This window comes from Bacteroides faecium (genome assembly GCF_012113595.1).
GTDB classification, from domain to species: domain Bacteria; phylum Bacteroidota; class Bacteroidia; order Bacteroidales; family Bacteroidaceae; genus Bacteroides; species Bacteroides faecium.
In genome coordinates, this window is sequence record NZ_CP050831.1 from 2,412,477 (window position 1) to 2,428,704 (window position 16,228).

The window sequence follows — 16,228 nt, forward strand, 5'->3', positions numbered from 1 at the left end:
TTTGTTTATGGCGCGTAGAGGTTTTAACAGAAAGATAGTTTCTTGTATGATGGTTTGCACCTGCTGATTGTTATCTCTCTACCAGCCAGCGGCTTAAATTCCGGCTTTCCGGGCTGAACTCCACACCGATTTTTATAACTTCTCTCTGGTCTGACTGATAAGGAATTAAATATCCTTTTTCATCAATCTGCTTGAGAGCCTCTTCGGCAGTCCCTTTCAGCTTGAACTCAAATACGTAGATATATTTAGGAGTTTTTACTACCGCATCAGCACGACCACGGGTGCTGCGTACCTCGGCTTCGGTGAACTGTCCCATCAATTTGAAAACCAGATAGAAAATAACCTGATAGTGCCGCTCGGTACGGTCATTCAGTTCATACGGAATGTCAGCGAAAAAGGCTTCGAGACGCGTGAGGAAGGATTCGTAGTCACCACTCCGGAGCTCTTGCACAAATTTTCCGATATAAAATCCCTGATCGTTATTCTTCATTGGAGTGTAGTACGGCACGAGGAAGTTGATAAAGCCATAACGGACTTCATCATTCGGAAAGGCAAGCAGGTAATTTTGAAACTCTTTATCGTAATCCTTTATTGTCAGGTATCCGCTTTGATAAATCAACGGAATAGGATTATTGGCATTCATCCTGTATTCGGTGAACGAAGAAGCCGGAGCCTCTATCCCGTCTAGCAATGTACGGAGATCGTATTCGCTTTTCTGTAGAAGTTCCACCAAAAAAGTAGGCGTGCCGGTCTGAAACCAGTAGTTGCTTATCTCCAGTTTGCTGAAAGCATTCAGTACACTGAACGGATTGAAAACGCCTTCTCCGTTCGGGTGAAAATGATAGCCGTCGTAATTGCGCTCCATAGCAGCTACTACTTCTTCCGGGCTCTGCTGGTTCCTCTGGCCGAATGTTGCAATCTCGGGCTCGAAAGTAGCAGCCAGTTCCTCGCGGGTGATGCCGCAAAGAGTTGCGTATGAGTAATCGAGACTGATGTCATTCAATTGGTTCAAATCGCTGAATACACTGACTTGTGCGAATTTTGTAACTCCGGTCAGAAAAACGAAATGAAGGTATGGGTCAGCGCTTTTCAGCACCCCATAGAAAGCCTTGAGCGTCTGGCGATAGTCGTCAAGCAGCTTGGGTTGGCTGATAGCTTGCAAGAGCGGCTTGTCATATTCATCTATCAATACCGCTACCTGACTGCCTGTTTGCTCGTATGCCCGGCGGATAATGCCTTCAAAACGTCTGGAAAGCGTGTTCTCATCCATTCCTTTTCCGTATTGGATTTCCCATTGGGTAAGATGGCTGCTTAGTATCTCTTTCAACTTTTCCGGCTTGTCATACTTTTCGGCATTCAAGTCAAGATGGAGTACCGGATATTCGTTCCATTCCGTTTCCATTTTCTCAATGGCAAGACCTTCAAACAATTCTTTCTTTCCTTCGAAGTATGCCTTGAATGTAGACAATAACAAGCTTTTTCCGAATCGGCGCGGTCTGCTCAAGAAATAAGGCTTTCCTAAATTAGCCATCCGCCATACCAGTGCGGTCTTATCTACATAAAGATAGTTTTTCCTTCTGATGTCTTCAAAGGTTTGTATTCCAATAGGAAGTTTGCGCATTAAATTGTCCATATCCGGTTATTTTTATAATTGACACATCAAAGATAACGATTATTTTTAGAACTTTGTTTTTACTTACATATAAGTTTGTAAAGTGCTATTTTATCTGCCATCTGCAACAAAATTGAATTATCTTATTGAAAGTAAGTGCGTTATAGCGTTGCAGATACCTGTTGCAGATGTGTGGCAGATGCAGTATCTGCAACACATCCTCTCTAGCCATAATTATTGTGTTCAGGTTACTATGTTTAAGTTGCCTATGTAATAGACTACAGTTGCTTTTGTTTCGTGAACGTGTTGGCTTTAAAAGAAAAAATCCCCTCATCTGCCATTCGTCGGTGTTGGCAAAGAGGGGATATATGTCAATGCGGCATCAAACCTTTCTTCCTTTTCTTATCGGTGAGTTCTGCTTGGGCGCCTGCGTTTTCTTTTCTACTACTCTTGACTTTCCAACTCGAAGCCCGCTTCCTCCTTTTTTCTTCTTCTTTTTCATCGTTGTTTCTTGCTTTACTTGCTCCCTGTCTATAACCTCAGTGGATGCGCTGAAGGGTTTATCAGCTTTTGCTTTTTGGGCTTGTTTAGAGACAATATTAGCTTTGCGGTAATTCGTTTTTATGTCATACCCTTGCAAAGCTCTGTTTATCGCCTTGTTGCTATTGGCGGGTTTCTTGGCTTGAACTATATCTTTTGACTTATCCAATAAGTCAAATAATTCTTCCAGTTCACCTTGAGTCAAATCTCTATAATTCCCTTGTCCCAAATTACCTAATTTGATGTTCATAATTTGAATGCGTTCCAGCTTAACTACTTCATAGTCAAAGTACTCGCACATACGGCGGATCTGACGATTAAGTCCTTGAACCAAAGAGATTTGAAAGGTGTAAGGGTTGATTTCTTTGATTTCGCAACGGCGGGTTACCCGGTCCAAAATGGGGACGCCCTCTGCCATCTTGGTAAGGAACTCTTTGGTGATGGGTCTATCTACTCTTACCAAATATTCCTTTTTATGATTGTTGCCCACGCGCAATATCTTGTTGACAATATCTCCATCGTTTGTAAGAAGGATTAAGCCCTGAGAGTCTTTATCCAAACGTCCGATAGGAAATATGCGTTGCTCGTGACTTATGTATTCAATAATATTGCTTCTATCAGAAACATCTGTTGTGCTAACGACTCCTACCGGTTTATTAAAAGCGATATACACAGGCTCAATTTCATTTTTTATAAGCTCTCCGCGCACTTCAACTTTTTGACCCGGCAATATGCGCATTCCGATAGTTGCACGTTTACCATCGATGGTTACATATCCATCTTTGATAAGCTGGTCAGCCTCTCTTCGCGAGCAATAGCCCGATCCACTGATGTATCTGTTCAGTCTATATTCCATTTTATATTTTTATTTATGTATTTACAATTAGTCCATTAAACATTTCATTCGCACTTATGTGCCAACAGGGTGTTCGTTTCATCATCTTAACCTCCCTGTTCTATTAGTAGGGAATGCCTAATTAAATGTGGGAAACCTTCCTCAAAAGGAAAGCTTTTTTAAAGACATAAAAATGCAGTTAGATAATACGGAACAAATATAGCAATAGAAACAAAGAGGAGAAAGAATATTAGCAATTATAAATTAGAAAAATAGAAGATATTGAATTTATTGGGAGTTCGCCCTGTCCTGGTCCTGAATTTTTTTCCTCTGGGAGGCTCTTCTCATAAAAAGTTTTGTTGAGTTTTACCCTCATACTCTCATAAATCGTTTGGATCCCTTTATTCATCGTAGTTTTAGCTATGGGAGCAGGACTTTATATCTCCCTGATAGTAACTTTTACTCTCATACATAATTTTTACTTTCAATATGTAATACATTTATAATCAGTATAATATGTATTTTCTTGTGATAAGTCAACATATTCCATGTCGACTGCTTTTTGTGCTTTATTTGCTTCGTGTAGCCTATAATTTTATGTTTGTTTCGGTTTCAAGTAGCTGTTTTTATCCTTTTTCTCCTATATATCATACGTTAACCCCTTATATATTATATGTCGTTTCCTTGTATCTTATATGTCAATCCTTTGTATATTGTATGTCAATCCTTTGGTATTCTTATGTTTTCCCCTAATCATGTGTAAGGGCTCACAATTGTGAGCTTATTTGTTCACATATGTAGATATATTTATCTACGGCTGTTAGCTTGTTTGTTTACACTACTGAGCCCTTGACAATGACTAAAGGAAGATATATAGATGCCTAAGGAAAGATGTCCGGATATTAGTAGGATGACCTCTTGATGCCTGCTTTGTGTGTTGTAAAGTACCGCTTGATACTATGTAATTAAGCGGTGCATGACTTCATGTTTACCTTGAAATATATTGCCGCCTAATGGTTTTTTCGTTTCAGAAGTGTTACTTTCCTTATGAGAAATGATTGATAAACGTATGAGAAATGCACTGTTTTTAAGGTAAAATGGTGAAAAAAGTATGAGAAATGCCGTGTTTGATTTTATTTCTCATAGTGTTATCTGATTGATTTATATGTAATTACTATATAAACTATGAGAATATGAGAAATGATTTTGCGAAATCGTTTCTAGCATCGCTGAAAATATATAAATAGTGGTATCTTGAAGGAAAGAATCTTTTAACCTTGTCGTGACAAAGAGTTCTATTAAAAATATATATCTTTGCAAGACAGGTGTTGATTTATAAAAGCAGAGAATATGAGCAATAAAATATATCCTATTGGTATTCAGAATTTTGAAAAGATTCGTAATGACGGTTATTTCTATATTGATAAAACTGCATTGGTATATCAAATGGTCAAGACCGGAAGTTATTACTTCTTGAGTCGTCCGCGCCGTTTCGGAAAGAGTCTGCTCATTTCTACCTTAGAGGCTTACTTCCAAGGAAAAAAGGAACTGTTTGAAGGGTTGGCAGTGGAAAAATTGGAAAAGGATTGGATAAGATATCCTATACTGCATCTGGATCTTAATATCGAAAAGTATGATACGCCGGAAAGTCTGGATAAAATATTGAATGATAATCTGGAATATTGGGAAAGCCAATATGGGACTCGTCCGTCCGAGACATCTTTTTCCCTACGTTTTGCCGGTGTTATTCAGCGTGCTTGTGAGAAGACCGGACAACGTGTCGTTATTCTGGTTGATGAGTATGACAAGCCTATGCTGCAAGCCATTGGTAATGAAGAACTCCAAAAGCAATTCCGAAATACCTTGAAGCCATTTTATGGAGCTTTGAAGACGAAGGACGGGTATATAAAGTTTGCATTCCTCACCGGTGTAACAAAGTTTGGCAAAGTCAGTGTATTCAGTGACTTGAATAACCTGGATGATATTTCAATGTGGAATGAGTATGTCGAAATTTGTGGTGTCAGCGAGCGTGAAATCCACGAAAATCTGGAAACAGAACTCCATGAATTTGCAGCAGCGCGAGGAATAACGTATGATGAACTCTGTGAGGAACTGAGAAAGTGCTATGACGGCTATCATTTTACTCACAATTCAATTGGCATGTACAATCCGTTCAGCCTGCTTAACGCTTTCAAGCGCAAGGAGTTCGGCAGTTATTGGTTTGAGACGGGTACGCCTACCTATCTGGTGAAATTGCTTAAAAAACATCATTATGACCTGGAACGGATGGCGCATGAAGAAACCGATGCCCAGGTTCTGAACAGTATAGACTCTGAATCCACCAATCCTATACCTGTGATTTATCAGAGTGGATATCTAACCATCAAGGGGTATGATGACGAATTTGGAATGTATCGCCTGGGCTTTCCCAACCGTGAGGTGGAAGAAGGGTTTATTCGTTTCCTGCTTCCTTTTTATGCGAACGTAAATAAGGTAGAGTCCCCTTTTGAGATTCAGAAGTTTGTCCGTGAAGTGCGTTCCGGTGATTATAACTCTTTCTTCCACCGCCTGCAGAGTTTCTTTGCGGACACTACCTACGAAGTGATCCGTGACCAGGAACTGCATTACGAGAACGTGCTTTTCATAGTCTTTAAACTAGTCGGCTTCTACGTCAACGTGGAATATAAGACGAGTGACGGACGCATCGACCTTGTCTTGCAGACTGATAAGTTTATCTATATAATGGAATTTAAGCTGAATGGTACGGCCGAAGAGGCTTTACAACAGATTAACGACAAGCATTACGCCCTTCCTTTTGAAATGGACGGACGCAAACTCTTTAAAATAGGCGTAAACTTCAGTGCGGAAACCCGCAATATCGAAAAATGGATTGTTGAATCCTGAATGTATCTTGAAACTTTCTCCGTTATAGAAAAACAGTTCTAATATGGATGCTTTATATAATAAGGTATGGGCATCTTGTATAAAGTAATGTCAGTAAGAAAAATATGTTCTACAACATCGTTATCAATCAACCACTTAGCATACTTATGCAAAAATAATTAGAAAAAAGAGTGTTATATATTTGGAGTGTATACCAAAACGGACTACTTTTGCACCCGCTTTCCAAGAGAAGAAAGCCTTGACAAAATGACTTAGTGATAAAGCGAGAGATAGCTTAAAAATAAGAACAAAAAACTTCCGATAAAGTTTGGAAGATATAACTTAAAGTTCTTATCTTTGCAGTCCGATTCGCAAAGAAAACGGTTTAGCTTTTCTTTTATAATTATTCTTTCCCTTTCGCAAGAGAGCCTGAGAAACGAGTTTAAAAAGAAAAACGAAAAAAAACTTCCGAAAAAGTTTGGTAATTAAAATTAAACCTCTTACCTTTGCACCCGCTTTTAAAACGAAAGCAACAAGTTCTTTGAAATATTGATAAACAATACAAGTAGTACAAGTTAAAAAATAGAACCGTCAATACTTGTTTCAAAAGTAGCAATATAAATGAAATACAGGTAATTGAAAGAAGTCAATAAATTTTGTACGGCATCCTGAACAGAGCTAAAACCAGCAGTAATGCTGATTAACAATACTTTTACAATGAAGAGTTTGATCCTGGCTCAGGATGAACGCTAGCTACAGGCTTAACACATGCAAGTCGAGGGGCAGCATTTTTCTAGCAATAGAAAAGATGGCGACCGGCGCACGGGTGAGTAACACGTATCCAACCTGCCTCATACTCGGGGATAGCCTTTCGAAAGAAAGATTAATACCCGATAGTATAGTTTCACCGCATGGTGAGACTATTAAAGAATTTCGGTATGAGATGGGGATGCGTTCCATTAGATAGTTGGTGAGGTAACGGCTCACCAAGTCTTCGATGGATAGGGGTTCTGAGAGGAAGGTCCCCCACATTGGAACTGAGACACGGTCCAAACTCCTACGGGAGGCAGCAGTGAGGAATATTGGTCAATGGGCGGTAGCCTGAACCAGCCAAGTAGCGTGAAGGATGAAGGCTCTATGGGTCGTAAACTTCTTTTATATGGGAATAAAGTTGAGTATGTATACTTTTTTGTATGTACCATATGAATAAGGATCGGCTAACTCCGTGCCAGCAGCCGCGGTAATACGGAGGATCCGAGCGTTATCCGGATTTATTGGGTTTAAAGGGAGCGTAGGTGGATTGTTAAGTCAGTTGTGAAAGTTTGCGGCTCAACCGTAAAATTGCAGTTGAAACTGGCAGTCTTGAGTACAGTAGAGGTGGGCGGAATTCGTGGTGTAGCGGTGAAATGCTTAGATATCACGAAGAACTCCGATTGCGAAGGCAGCTCACTAGACTGCAACTGACACTGAGGCTCGAAAGTGTGGGTATCAAACAGGATTAGATACCCTGGTAGTCCACACAGTAAACGATGAATACTCGCTGTTTGCGATATACAGCAAGCGGCCAAGCGAAAGCATTAAGTATTCCACCTGGGGAGTACGCCGGCAACGGTGAAACTCAAAGGAATTGACGGGGGCCCGCACAAGCGGAGGAACATGTGGTTTAATTCGATGATACGCGAGGAACCTTACCCGGGCTTAAATTGCACCTGAATATATTGGAAACATTATAGCCGCAAGGCAGGTGTGAAGGTGCTGCATGGTTGTCGTCAGCTCGTGCCGTGAGGTGTCGGCTTAAGTGCCATAACGAGCGCAACCCTTATCTTTAGTTACTAACAGGTCATGCTGAGGACTCTAGAGAGACTGCCGTCGTAAGATGTGAGGAAGGTGGGGATGACGTCAAATCAGCACGGCCCTTACGTCCGGGGCTACACACGTGTTACAATGGGGGGTACAGAAGGCAGCTACCTGGTGACAGGATGCTAATCCCAAAAACCTCTCTCAGTTCGGATCGAAGTCTGCAACCCGACTTCGTGAAGCTGGATTCGCTAGTAATCGCGCATCAGCCATGGCGCGGTGAATACGTTCCCGGGCCTTGTACACACCGCCCGTCAAGCCATGAAAGCCGGGGGTACCTGAAGTACGTAACCGCAAGGAGCGTCCTAGGGTAAAACTGGTAATTGGGGCTAAGTCGTAACAAGGTAGCCGTACCGGAAGGTGCGGCTGGAACACCTCCTTTCTGGAGCGATGTCGTTACAAATGACTTTCAGGTTCTGTTTTTATTGTACTACTGGTACTTGTTTATTTATAAAATATAGATCAACCATCTATAGATAATATAGATAGAGATAAACAAGAGAAAAACGAAGCCGAGTCTAACTAAGGTAGACAAGGTTGAACTAGTCCTATAGCTCAGTTGGTTAGAGCGCTACACTGATAATGTAGAGGTCGGCAGTTCAACTCTGCCTGGGACTACCAAGCTCAAGAATGAAGGAACAGCGAAAGCAGAAAGAAAAGCGAAAGCAAAAACAGAATTCTTGAATAACCTCTTGGGGGATTAGCTCAGCTGGCTAGAGCATCTGCCTTGCACGCAGAGGGTCAACGGTTCGAATCCGTTATTCTCCACAATCTCTGAAAAGAGAAACGATCTTTGACATGATGATAACAAAAAAGTAAAATTTTAGTAAAGAGCTAAAAGTATATATCGAACCGTACGTTCTTAACGTATCAAGACTGCGCAAGCGGTCCTCCATACGCTAAGAAGTCAGTTTGAAAGAAAGTAAGCAAGGGCGCATGGCGGATGCCTTGGCTCTCGGAGGCGATGAAGGACGTGATAAGCTGCGATAAGCTTCGGGTAGGTGCAAATAACCTTTAATCCGAAGATTTCCGAATGGGACAACCCGGCATTCTGAAGGAATGTCATCCATCCTGGATGGAAGCTAACACAGGGAACTGAAACATCTTAGTACCTGTAGGAAAAGAAAATAATAATGATTCCCCTAGTAGTGGCGAGCGAACGGGGATTAGCCCAAACCATAGATGTTACGGCATTTATGGGGTTGTAGGACCACGATATCGCATGAAATTTAGTGAATAGAACGTTCTGGAAAGAACGGCCATAGACGGTGATAGCCCAGTATATGAAGCTAAACGAAGCGTAGTGGTATCCTGAGTAGCGCGGGACACGAGAAATCTTGCGTGAATCTGCCGGGACCATCCGGTAAGGCTAAATACTCCCGAGAGACCGATAGCGAACCAGTACTGTGAAGGAAAGGTGAAAAGAACTTCGAATAGAAGAGTGAAATAGTCCCTGAAACCATGCGCCTACAAGCGGTCGGAGCTTCGTAAGAAGTGACGGCGTGCCTTTTGCATAATGAACCTACGAGTTACTTTTTCCGGCAAGGTTAAGAATCTTGAGATTTGCAGCCGAAGCGAAAGCGAGTCTGAACAGGGCGATTAGTCGGAAGGAGTAGACGCGAAACCAAGTGATCTACCCTTGGGCAGGTTGAAGGTTAGGTAACACTAACTGGAGGACCGAACCGATAAGCGTTGAAAAGCTTCCGGATGACCTGAGGGTGGGGGTGAAAGGCTAATCAAACTTGGAGATAGCTCGTACTCCCCGAAATGCATTTAGGTGCAGCCTTGTGAGTTACTAATGTGAGGTAGAGCGACTGATAAGATGCGAGGGCTTCACCGCCTATCAAGTCTTGATAAACTCCGAATGCGCATTAGTTCTATCACAGGAGTGAGGGCATGGGTGCTAAGGTCCATGTCCGAAAGGAGAAGAATCCAGACCATCAGCTAAGGTCCCCAAATAATTGCTAAGTTGAACTAACGAAGTCAGATTGCTAAGACAGCTAGGATGTTGGCTTGGAAGCAGCCATTCATTTAAAGAGTGCGTAACAGCTCACTAGTCGAGGAGTTTGGCGTGGATAATAATCGGGCATCAAGCAATTTACCGAAGCTATGGGATCAGTAATGATCGGTAGGGGAGCATTCCACTCTGCGTCGAAGGTGAAGCGTGAGCTTTGCTGGAGCGTGTGGAAAAGCAAATGTAGGTATAAGTAACGATAAAGGGGGTGAGAAACCCCCTCGCCGAAAGACTAAGGTTTCCTGATCAACGCTAATCGGATCAGGGTTAGTCGGGTCCTAAGGCTCAGCCGAACGGTGAGGCCGATGGCAGAACAGGTTAATATTCCTGTACTACCTTAATGAGTGACGTGGAGACGGAGCAGTGATAGCGCCGCGGACTGACGGAATAGTCCGTTGAAGGGTGTAGACGTTGATTGTGGCAGGCAAATCCACCGCAAGAGTCGAACCTGATAGTATGGAGCGTTCTTCGGAACAATCCAATAGTGCGTGTAAGCATACTCCCAAGAAAATCCGCTAAACTTAATCATTAAGGTACCCGTACCGTAAACGGACACACGTAGTCGGGTTGAATATACTAAGGCGCTTGAGTGATTCACGGTTAAGGAACTAGGCAAATTGACCCTGTAACTTCGGGATAAAGGGTCCCTACGGCAACGTAGGGCGCAGAGAATAGGTCCAGGCAACTGTTTAACAAAAACACAGGGCTGTGCAAAATTGAAAGATTCGGTATACAGCCTGACACCTGCCCGGTGCTGGAAGGTTAAGAGGAGATGTCATCGCAAGAGAAGCATTGAATTGAAGCCCCAGTAAACGGCGGCCGTAACTATAACGGTCCTAAGGTAGCGAAATTCCTTGTCGGGTAAGTTCCGACCTGCACGAATGGTGTAATGATCTGGACACTGTCTCAACCGTGAGCTCAGTGAAATTGTAGTATCGGTGAAGATGCCGATTACCCGCGATGGGACGAAAAGACCCCGTGAACCTTTACTATAGCTTAACATTGAATTTGGGTAATTGATGTGTAGGATAGGCCGGAGACTTTGAAGCAGGTACGCCAGTATTTGTGGAGTCGCTGTTGAAATACGGCCCTTTGATTATTTGAGTTCTAACCCGTAGATGCGGGGACACTGTTTGGTGGGTAGTTTGACTGGGGTGGTCGCCTCCAAAAGTGTAACGGAGGCTTCTAAAGGTGCCCTCAGGACGATTGGTAACCGTCCGTAGAGTGTAATGGCATAAGGGCGCTTGACTGGGAGACATACAAGTCGATCAGGTAGGAAACTAGAGCATAGTGATCCGGTGTTTCCGTATGGAAGGGACATCGCTCAAAGGATAAAAGGTACTCCGGGGATAACAGGCTGATCCCTCCCAAGAGCTCATATCGACGGAGGGGTTTGGCACCTCGATGTCGGCTCGTCACATCCTGGGGCTGGAGAAGGTCCCAAGGGTTGGGCTGTTCGCCCATTAAAGTGGCACGCGAGCTGGGTTCAGAACGTCGTGAGACAGTTCGGTCTCTATCTATCGTGGGCGTATGAAATTTGCGTGGCTCTGACACTAGTACGAGAGGACCGTGTTGGACTGACCGCTGGTTTACCAGTTGTGCCGCCAGGTGCATCGCTGGGTATCTAAGTCGGGATTGGATAAGTGCTGAAAGCATCTAAGTACGAAGCCAGCCACAAGATTAGATTTCTTAGGGTCGTCAAAGACGATGACGTTGATAGGATGCAGGTGTAAAGGTGGTAACATCATAGCCGAGCATTACTAATTGCCCGTTCACTTTCTTTCGAACCTGTACGGGGCGCGATATATACATTTAGCAGATTACTGACACAGAAACGAGATACAGAAACAGCAGTAATACACTTAAGTTTTACTTTTTCATCATGTCATAACCTTATTCAGGTGGTTATAGCACGAGGGTTCCACCTCTTCCCATTCCGAACAGAGAAGTTAAGCCTCGTCACGCCGATGGTACTGCGTAACAGTGGGAGAGTAGGTAGCCGCCATTTTTGAAGAAGCCTCGCTTGTCTATCTGACGGGCGAGGCTTTCTTTTTTTAGTGCTCCGGCATTTATGCGACTCTTTTTAACAGTCGCAAACCTTATAATACGTATTAAAAAAGTGAATATTTACTGGTAATTTGTATGTTATGAGGATATTTATTTGTATCTTTGTCGCCCGAATTGTAAGCTAACGATTTAAAAAAGAGAGAAGCTTTGGGAAAATTTGATAAATACAAAATTGACTTGAAAGGTATGCAAACAGACTCTGCTAAGTATGAGTTTGTATTGGATAATCTTTACTTCGCTCACATTGACGGACCTGAAGTTCAGAAAGGAAAGGTGAATGTTACATTGACCGTGAAAAGAACCTCTCGCGCTTTCGAGATGAGTTTTCAGACAGACGGAATAGTATGGGTGCCATGCGACCGTTGCCTGGATGATATGGAACTAACGATCAGTTCTTCTGATAAACTGATGGTGAAATTTGGAAATGGATATGCAGAAGAAGGTGACAACCTTATTGTGATTCCCGAGGAAGAAGGAGAAATCAACGTTGCATGGTTCATGTATGAGTTTATTGCACTATCTATCCCGATGAAGCATGTACACGCTCCCGGTAAGTGTAATAAGGCAGTAACAAGTAAGCTGAACAAGCATTTGAAAACAAATGCGAATGATGATAGCGATGATAATTTCGACACTGGTGGAGAGGACATCGTGATAGAGGAAGAAGTGGAGGAACAAATTGATCCCCGCTGGAATGAATTAAAAAAAATATTAGATAATAATTAAAGTTTTAAGAAAATGGCACATCCTAAGAGAAGACAATCAAGTACGAGACAAGCAAAGAGAAGAACTCATGATAAGGCAGTAGCTCCTACTTTGGCTATTTGTCCGAATTGCGGCGAATGGCATGTATACCACACTGTATGTGGCGCTTGCGGTTACTACAGAGGTAAGCTCGCTATTGAGAAAGAAGCAGCTGTATAATTAGTACAGTCATACTGAAACAGCCTGAGGGTAATTCTCTCCGGCTGCTTTAAGTATTATAGTATTGCTAATTTAAAATAGGTTTGATGGAAAAAATAAATGCAGTAATCACAGGAGTCGGTGGATATGTTCCTGATTATATCTTGACTAACGACGAGATATCAAAGATGGTGGATACCAACGATGAATGGATTATGACTCGTATCGGAGTAAAAGAAAGACATATTCTGAATGAGGAAGGATTAGGTAGTTCATACATGGCACGCAAAGCTGCCAAACAGTTGATGAAAAAGACTGGTGCTAATCCGGACGATATTGATTTAGTTATTGTCGCTACGAGTACTCCTGACTATCACTTCCCTTCTACAGCTTCTATTCTTTGCGACAAACTCGGACTGAAGAATGCATTTGCTTTTGATTTGCAGGCTGCTTGTAGCGGTTTCCTGTATTTGATGGAGACGGGTGCGAATTTTATCCGTTCGGGAAGATATAAGAAAATTATCATTGTCGGTGCCGATAAGATGTCGTCAATGGTTAACTATACAGATCGTGCTACCTGTCCTATCTTTGGTGACGGTGCTGCTGCTTTTATGCTGGAGCCTACTACGGAAGATTACGGAATTATGGATTCGATACTGAGAACGGATGGTAAAGGCTTGCCTTTCCTTCATATGAAAGCCGGTGGCTCGGTTTGTCCGCCGTCTTATTTCACAGTTGACAATAAAATGCATTATCTGCACCAGGAAGGAAGAACAGTATTCAAATATGCTGTTTCCAGCATGTCGGACGTATCTGCTGCTATCGCAGAAAAGAATGGACTGACAAAAGAAACAATCGACTGGGTTGTGCCGCATCAGGCAAATGTCCGTATTATCGAAGCGGTAGCTCATCGTATGGAATTGCCGATGGACAAAGTGCTGGTTAATATTGAACATTACGGTAACACAAGTGCTGCTACGCTTCCTTTGTGTATTTGGGATTATGAAGATAAACTCAAGAAAGGTGATAACATCATTTTCACTGCATTCGGCGCCGGATTTACCTGGGGTGCGGTTTATGTGAAGTGGGGTTATGACGGAAAGAAGGAACAGTAACATTCGTTACTAAACTATAACTCTCAAAAACGCATCTTATTTCGGTTCGATGCGTTTTTTTGTCTCAACCAATAAAATGAAGAGAAATGCATAAAGCAGGTTTTGTAAACATCGTAGGAAATCCGAATGTCGGAAAATCGACATTAATGAACGCTTTGGTGGGTGAACGTATCTCGATTGCTACCTTCAAGGCGCAGACTACTCGTCATCGCATTATGGGAATCTATAATACGGATGAAATGCAGATTGTTTTTTCTGATACTCCGGGAGTATTGAAACCTAACTATAAGCTACAGGAGTCTATGCTGAACTTTTCTACTTCGGCACTGGCGGATGCGGATGTTTTGCTTTATGTGACTGACGTGGTAGAGACACCGGATAAGAATAATGAGTTTATGGCAAAGGTACGTGAAATGACGGTGCCTGTCTTATTGCTCATTAATAAGATTGATCTTACCGACCAGGAAAAGCTGGTCAAGCTGGTAGAAGAATGGAAGGAACTGCTTCCGCAGGCCGAGATTATTCCGATTTCTGCCGCTTCCAAGTTCAATGTGGATTATGTGATGAAGCGGATTAAGGAATTGCTGCCCGACTCTCCCCCTTATTTTGGGAAAGACCAATGGACGGACAAGCCTGCACGTTTCTTCGTGAATGAGATTATCCGTGAAAAGATTTTGCTCTATTACGACAAAGAGATTCCCTATTCGGTGGAAGTGGTCGTGGAAGAGTTTAAGGAAGAGCCGAAGAAGATTCAGATTCGGGCGATAATTTATGTGGAACGTGATTCGCAGAAAGGAATCATTATCGGTAAACAGGGAAAGGCGCTGAAGAAGGTTGCTACTGAGGCCCGCCGTGAATTGGAACGTTTCTTTGGAAAGACTATTTACCTGGAAACGTATGTGAAAGTTGATAAGGATTGGCGTAGTTCGGATAAGGAACTGCGTAATTTCGGTTATCAGTTAGATTAAGAGTATTCATGCGACTGGGATAGTCGTGAAAAAACAAGGTATTGAACTATGAGTAATTTAGTTGCAATTGTAGGACGCCCCAATGTGGGCAAGTCTACCTTATTTAACCGTCTGACGAAAACTCGTCAGGCTATTGTGAATGAAGAAGCGGGTACAACCCGAGACAGACAATATGGCAAGTCAGAGTGGCTGGGCCGTGAGTTTTCCGTGGTAGATACCGGCGGATGGGTGGTAAACTCGGACGATATTTTCGAAGAGGAAATTCGCAAGCAGGTATTGTTGGCAGTGGATGAAGCGGACGTGATTTTGTTCGTAGTGGATGTGATGAACGGAGTGACTGACCTGGATATGCAGGTAGCGGCTATCTTGCGCCGTGCCAACAGTCCGGTGATTATGGTTGCCAACAAGACGGATAACCATGACTTGCAATACAATGCCCCCGAATTCTATAAATTGGGATTGGGTGACCCTTATTGTGTCTCTGCTATGACAGGAAGTGGTACGGGTGATTTGATGGACTTGATTGTCAGCAAATTCAAGAAAGAGGCTTCTGAAATTCTGGATGACGAGATTCCTCGTTTTGCCGTAGTAGGCCGTCCGAATGCAGGAAAATCTTCTATCGTAAACGCATTTATCGGTGAAGAACGCAATATTGTTACCGAGATTGCCGGAACAACCCGCGATTCTATCTATACCCGTTACAATAAATTCGGATTTGACTTCTATCTGGTAGATACAGCCGGTATCCGTAAGAAGAACAAAGTGAATGAAGACTTGGAATATTATTCAGTGATTCGTTCGATTCGTTCTATTGAAGGTTCGGATGTTTGTATTTTGATGTTGGATGCTACTAGAGGGGTTGAAAGCCAGGACTTGAATATCTTCTCTCTGATTCAGAAGAACCAGAAGGGGTTGGTGGTCGTTATCAATAAGTGGGACTTGGTGGAAGACAAATCGGTGAAAGTGCAGAAAGAATTTGAAACGGCTGTGCGTTCACGTTTTGCTCCGTTTGTAGATTTCCCTATTATCTTTGCGTCCGCATTGACTAAGCAACGTATCCTGAAAGTGCTGGAAGAAGCGCGTAATGTATATGAGAACCGGACAACAAAGATTGCGACTGCCCGTTTGAATGAAGAGATGCTTCCGTTGATCGAGGCATATCCGCCCCCTTCAAACAAAGGCAAGTATATCAAGATTAAATATATCACGCAGTTGCCGAATACACAAGTGCCTTCATTTGTCTATTTTGCCAATCTGCCGCAGTATGTGAAGGAGCCTTATAAACGTTTCCTTGAAAACAAGATGCGTGAGAAGTGGAACCTTACAGGTACGCCGATTAATATTTATATCCGTCAGAAGTAAGATTCACCACAGAGGACACGGAGGACACAGAGTTTATTTTATAAGAAGACACGGATTGCCCCAATATATATT

At 42.7% G+C, this 16,228-nt stretch carries 8 protein-coding genes, 2 tRNA genes and 3 rRNA genes; 11 read left to right on the plus strand and 2 right to left on the minus strand.

All coding sequences use genetic code 11. From position 1 onward, the window contains the following. Positions 1-70: 70 nt before the first annotated feature. The gene (locus tag BacF7301_RS08395) at positions 71-1,633 is read right to left on the minus strand and encodes an ATP-binding protein (RefSeq protein WP_167961920.1); all 1,563 of its coding nucleotides are present in this window, start codon (positions 1,631-1,633) and stop codon (positions 71-73) included. 361 nt (positions 1,634-1,994) lie between these two features. Further along, the gene (gene rluF, locus BacF7301_RS08400; RefSeq protein WP_167961922.1) at positions 1,995-3,008 is read right to left on the minus strand and encodes a 23S rRNA pseudouridine(2604) synthase RluF; all 1,014 of its coding nucleotides are present in this window, start codon (positions 3,006-3,008) and stop codon (positions 1,995-1,997) included. Between the two features lie 1,329 nt (positions 3,009-4,337). Here rluF and BacF7301_RS08405 point away from each other — a divergent pair. The 11 genes from BacF7301_RS08405 to der all read left to right on the plus strand — a co-directional run bounded on the left by BacF7301_RS08405 (position 4,338) and on the right by der (position 16,156). Then, positions 4,338-5,891, plus strand: coding sequence for an ATP-binding protein (locus BacF7301_RS08405; RefSeq protein WP_167961924.1), 1,554 nt, complete (start codon positions 4,338-4,340; stop codon positions 5,889-5,891). Between the two features lie 693 nt (positions 5,892-6,584). Continuing rightward, positions 6,585-8,109: ribosomal RNA gene (locus tag BacF7301_RS08410) — 16S ribosomal RNA — on the plus strand. 162 nt (positions 8,110-8,271) lie between these two features. After that, positions 8,272-8,348 (plus strand) — tRNA-Ile (locus BacF7301_RS08415). Positions 8,349-8,421: 73 nt separating this feature from the next. After that, positions 8,422-8,495: transfer RNA gene (locus BacF7301_RS08420), tRNA-Ala, on the plus strand. Positions 8,496-8,643: 148 nt separating this feature from the next. After that, positions 8,644-11,525, plus strand: a 23S ribosomal RNA gene (locus tag BacF7301_RS08425). Between the two features lie 113 nt (positions 11,526-11,638). Then, positions 11,639-11,749: ribosomal RNA gene (rrf, locus tag BacF7301_RS08430) — 5S ribosomal RNA — on the plus strand. Together the 16S, 23S and 5S rRNA genes with 2 tRNA genes alongside form the textbook arrangement of a ribosomal RNA operon. A 206-nt stretch (positions 11,750-11,955) precedes the next feature. Beyond that, entirely contained in the window at positions 11,956-12,534 is a 579-nt protein-coding gene (locus tag BacF7301_RS08435; RefSeq protein ID WP_167961926.1) for a YceD family protein, read from the plus strand. Positions 12,535-12,546: 12 nt separating this feature from the next. Next, positions 12,547-12,732 (plus strand): 50S ribosomal protein L32, encoded by a 186-nt coding sequence (gene rpmF, locus BacF7301_RS08440; RefSeq protein ID WP_004296852.1) that lies wholly within the window; start codon positions 12,547-12,549, stop codon positions 12,730-12,732. Positions 12,733-12,818: 86 nt separating this feature from the next. Continuing rightward, positions 12,819-13,826 carry a beta-ketoacyl-ACP synthase III gene (locus BacF7301_RS08445; RefSeq protein ID WP_167961928.1) on the plus strand — a complete coding sequence of 336 codons (1,008 nt, stop codon included), beginning with the start codon at positions 12,819-12,821 and terminating at the stop codon, positions 13,824-13,826. Between the two features lie 86 nt (positions 13,827-13,912). After that, positions 13,913-14,794: a GTPase Era gene (gene era / locus BacF7301_RS08450; protein ID WP_073347496.1), complete on the plus strand. Its 882-nt coding sequence runs from the start codon at positions 13,913-13,915 to the stop codon at positions 14,792-14,794. 48 nt (positions 14,795-14,842) lie between these two features. After that, positions 14,843-16,156: a ribosome biogenesis GTPase Der gene (gene der, locus BacF7301_RS08455; RefSeq protein WP_167961930.1), complete on the plus strand. Its 1,314-nt coding sequence runs from the start codon at positions 14,843-14,845 to the stop codon at positions 16,154-16,156. The last annotated feature ends 72 nt before the right edge of the window (positions 16,157-16,228 follow it).

Coding starts and splice junctions, on each gene's coding strand:
- BacF7301_RS08395 (WP_167961920.1), bottom strand. CDS start 1,633: ATGGACAATTTAATGCGCAAACTTCCTATTGGAATACAAACCTTTGAA.
- rluF (WP_167961922.1), bottom strand. CDS start 3,008: ATGGAATATAGACTGAACAGATACATCAGTGGATCGGGCTATTGCTCG.
- BacF7301_RS08405 (WP_167961924.1), top strand. CDS start 4,338: ATGAGCAATAAAATATATCCTATTGGTATTCAGAATTTTGAAAAGATT.
- rpmF (WP_004296852.1), top strand. CDS start 12,547: ATGGCACATCCTAAGAGAAGACAATCAAGTACGAGACAAGCAAAGAGA.
- BacF7301_RS08445 (WP_167961928.1), top strand. CDS start 12,819: ATGGAAAAAATAAATGCAGTAATCACAGGAGTCGGTGGATATGTTCCT.
- era (WP_073347496.1), top strand. CDS start 13,913: ATGCATAAAGCAGGTTTTGTAAACATCGTAGGAAATCCGAATGTCGGA.
- der (WP_167961930.1), top strand. CDS start 14,843: ATGAGTAATTTAGTTGCAATTGTAGGACGCCCCAATGTGGGCAAGTCT.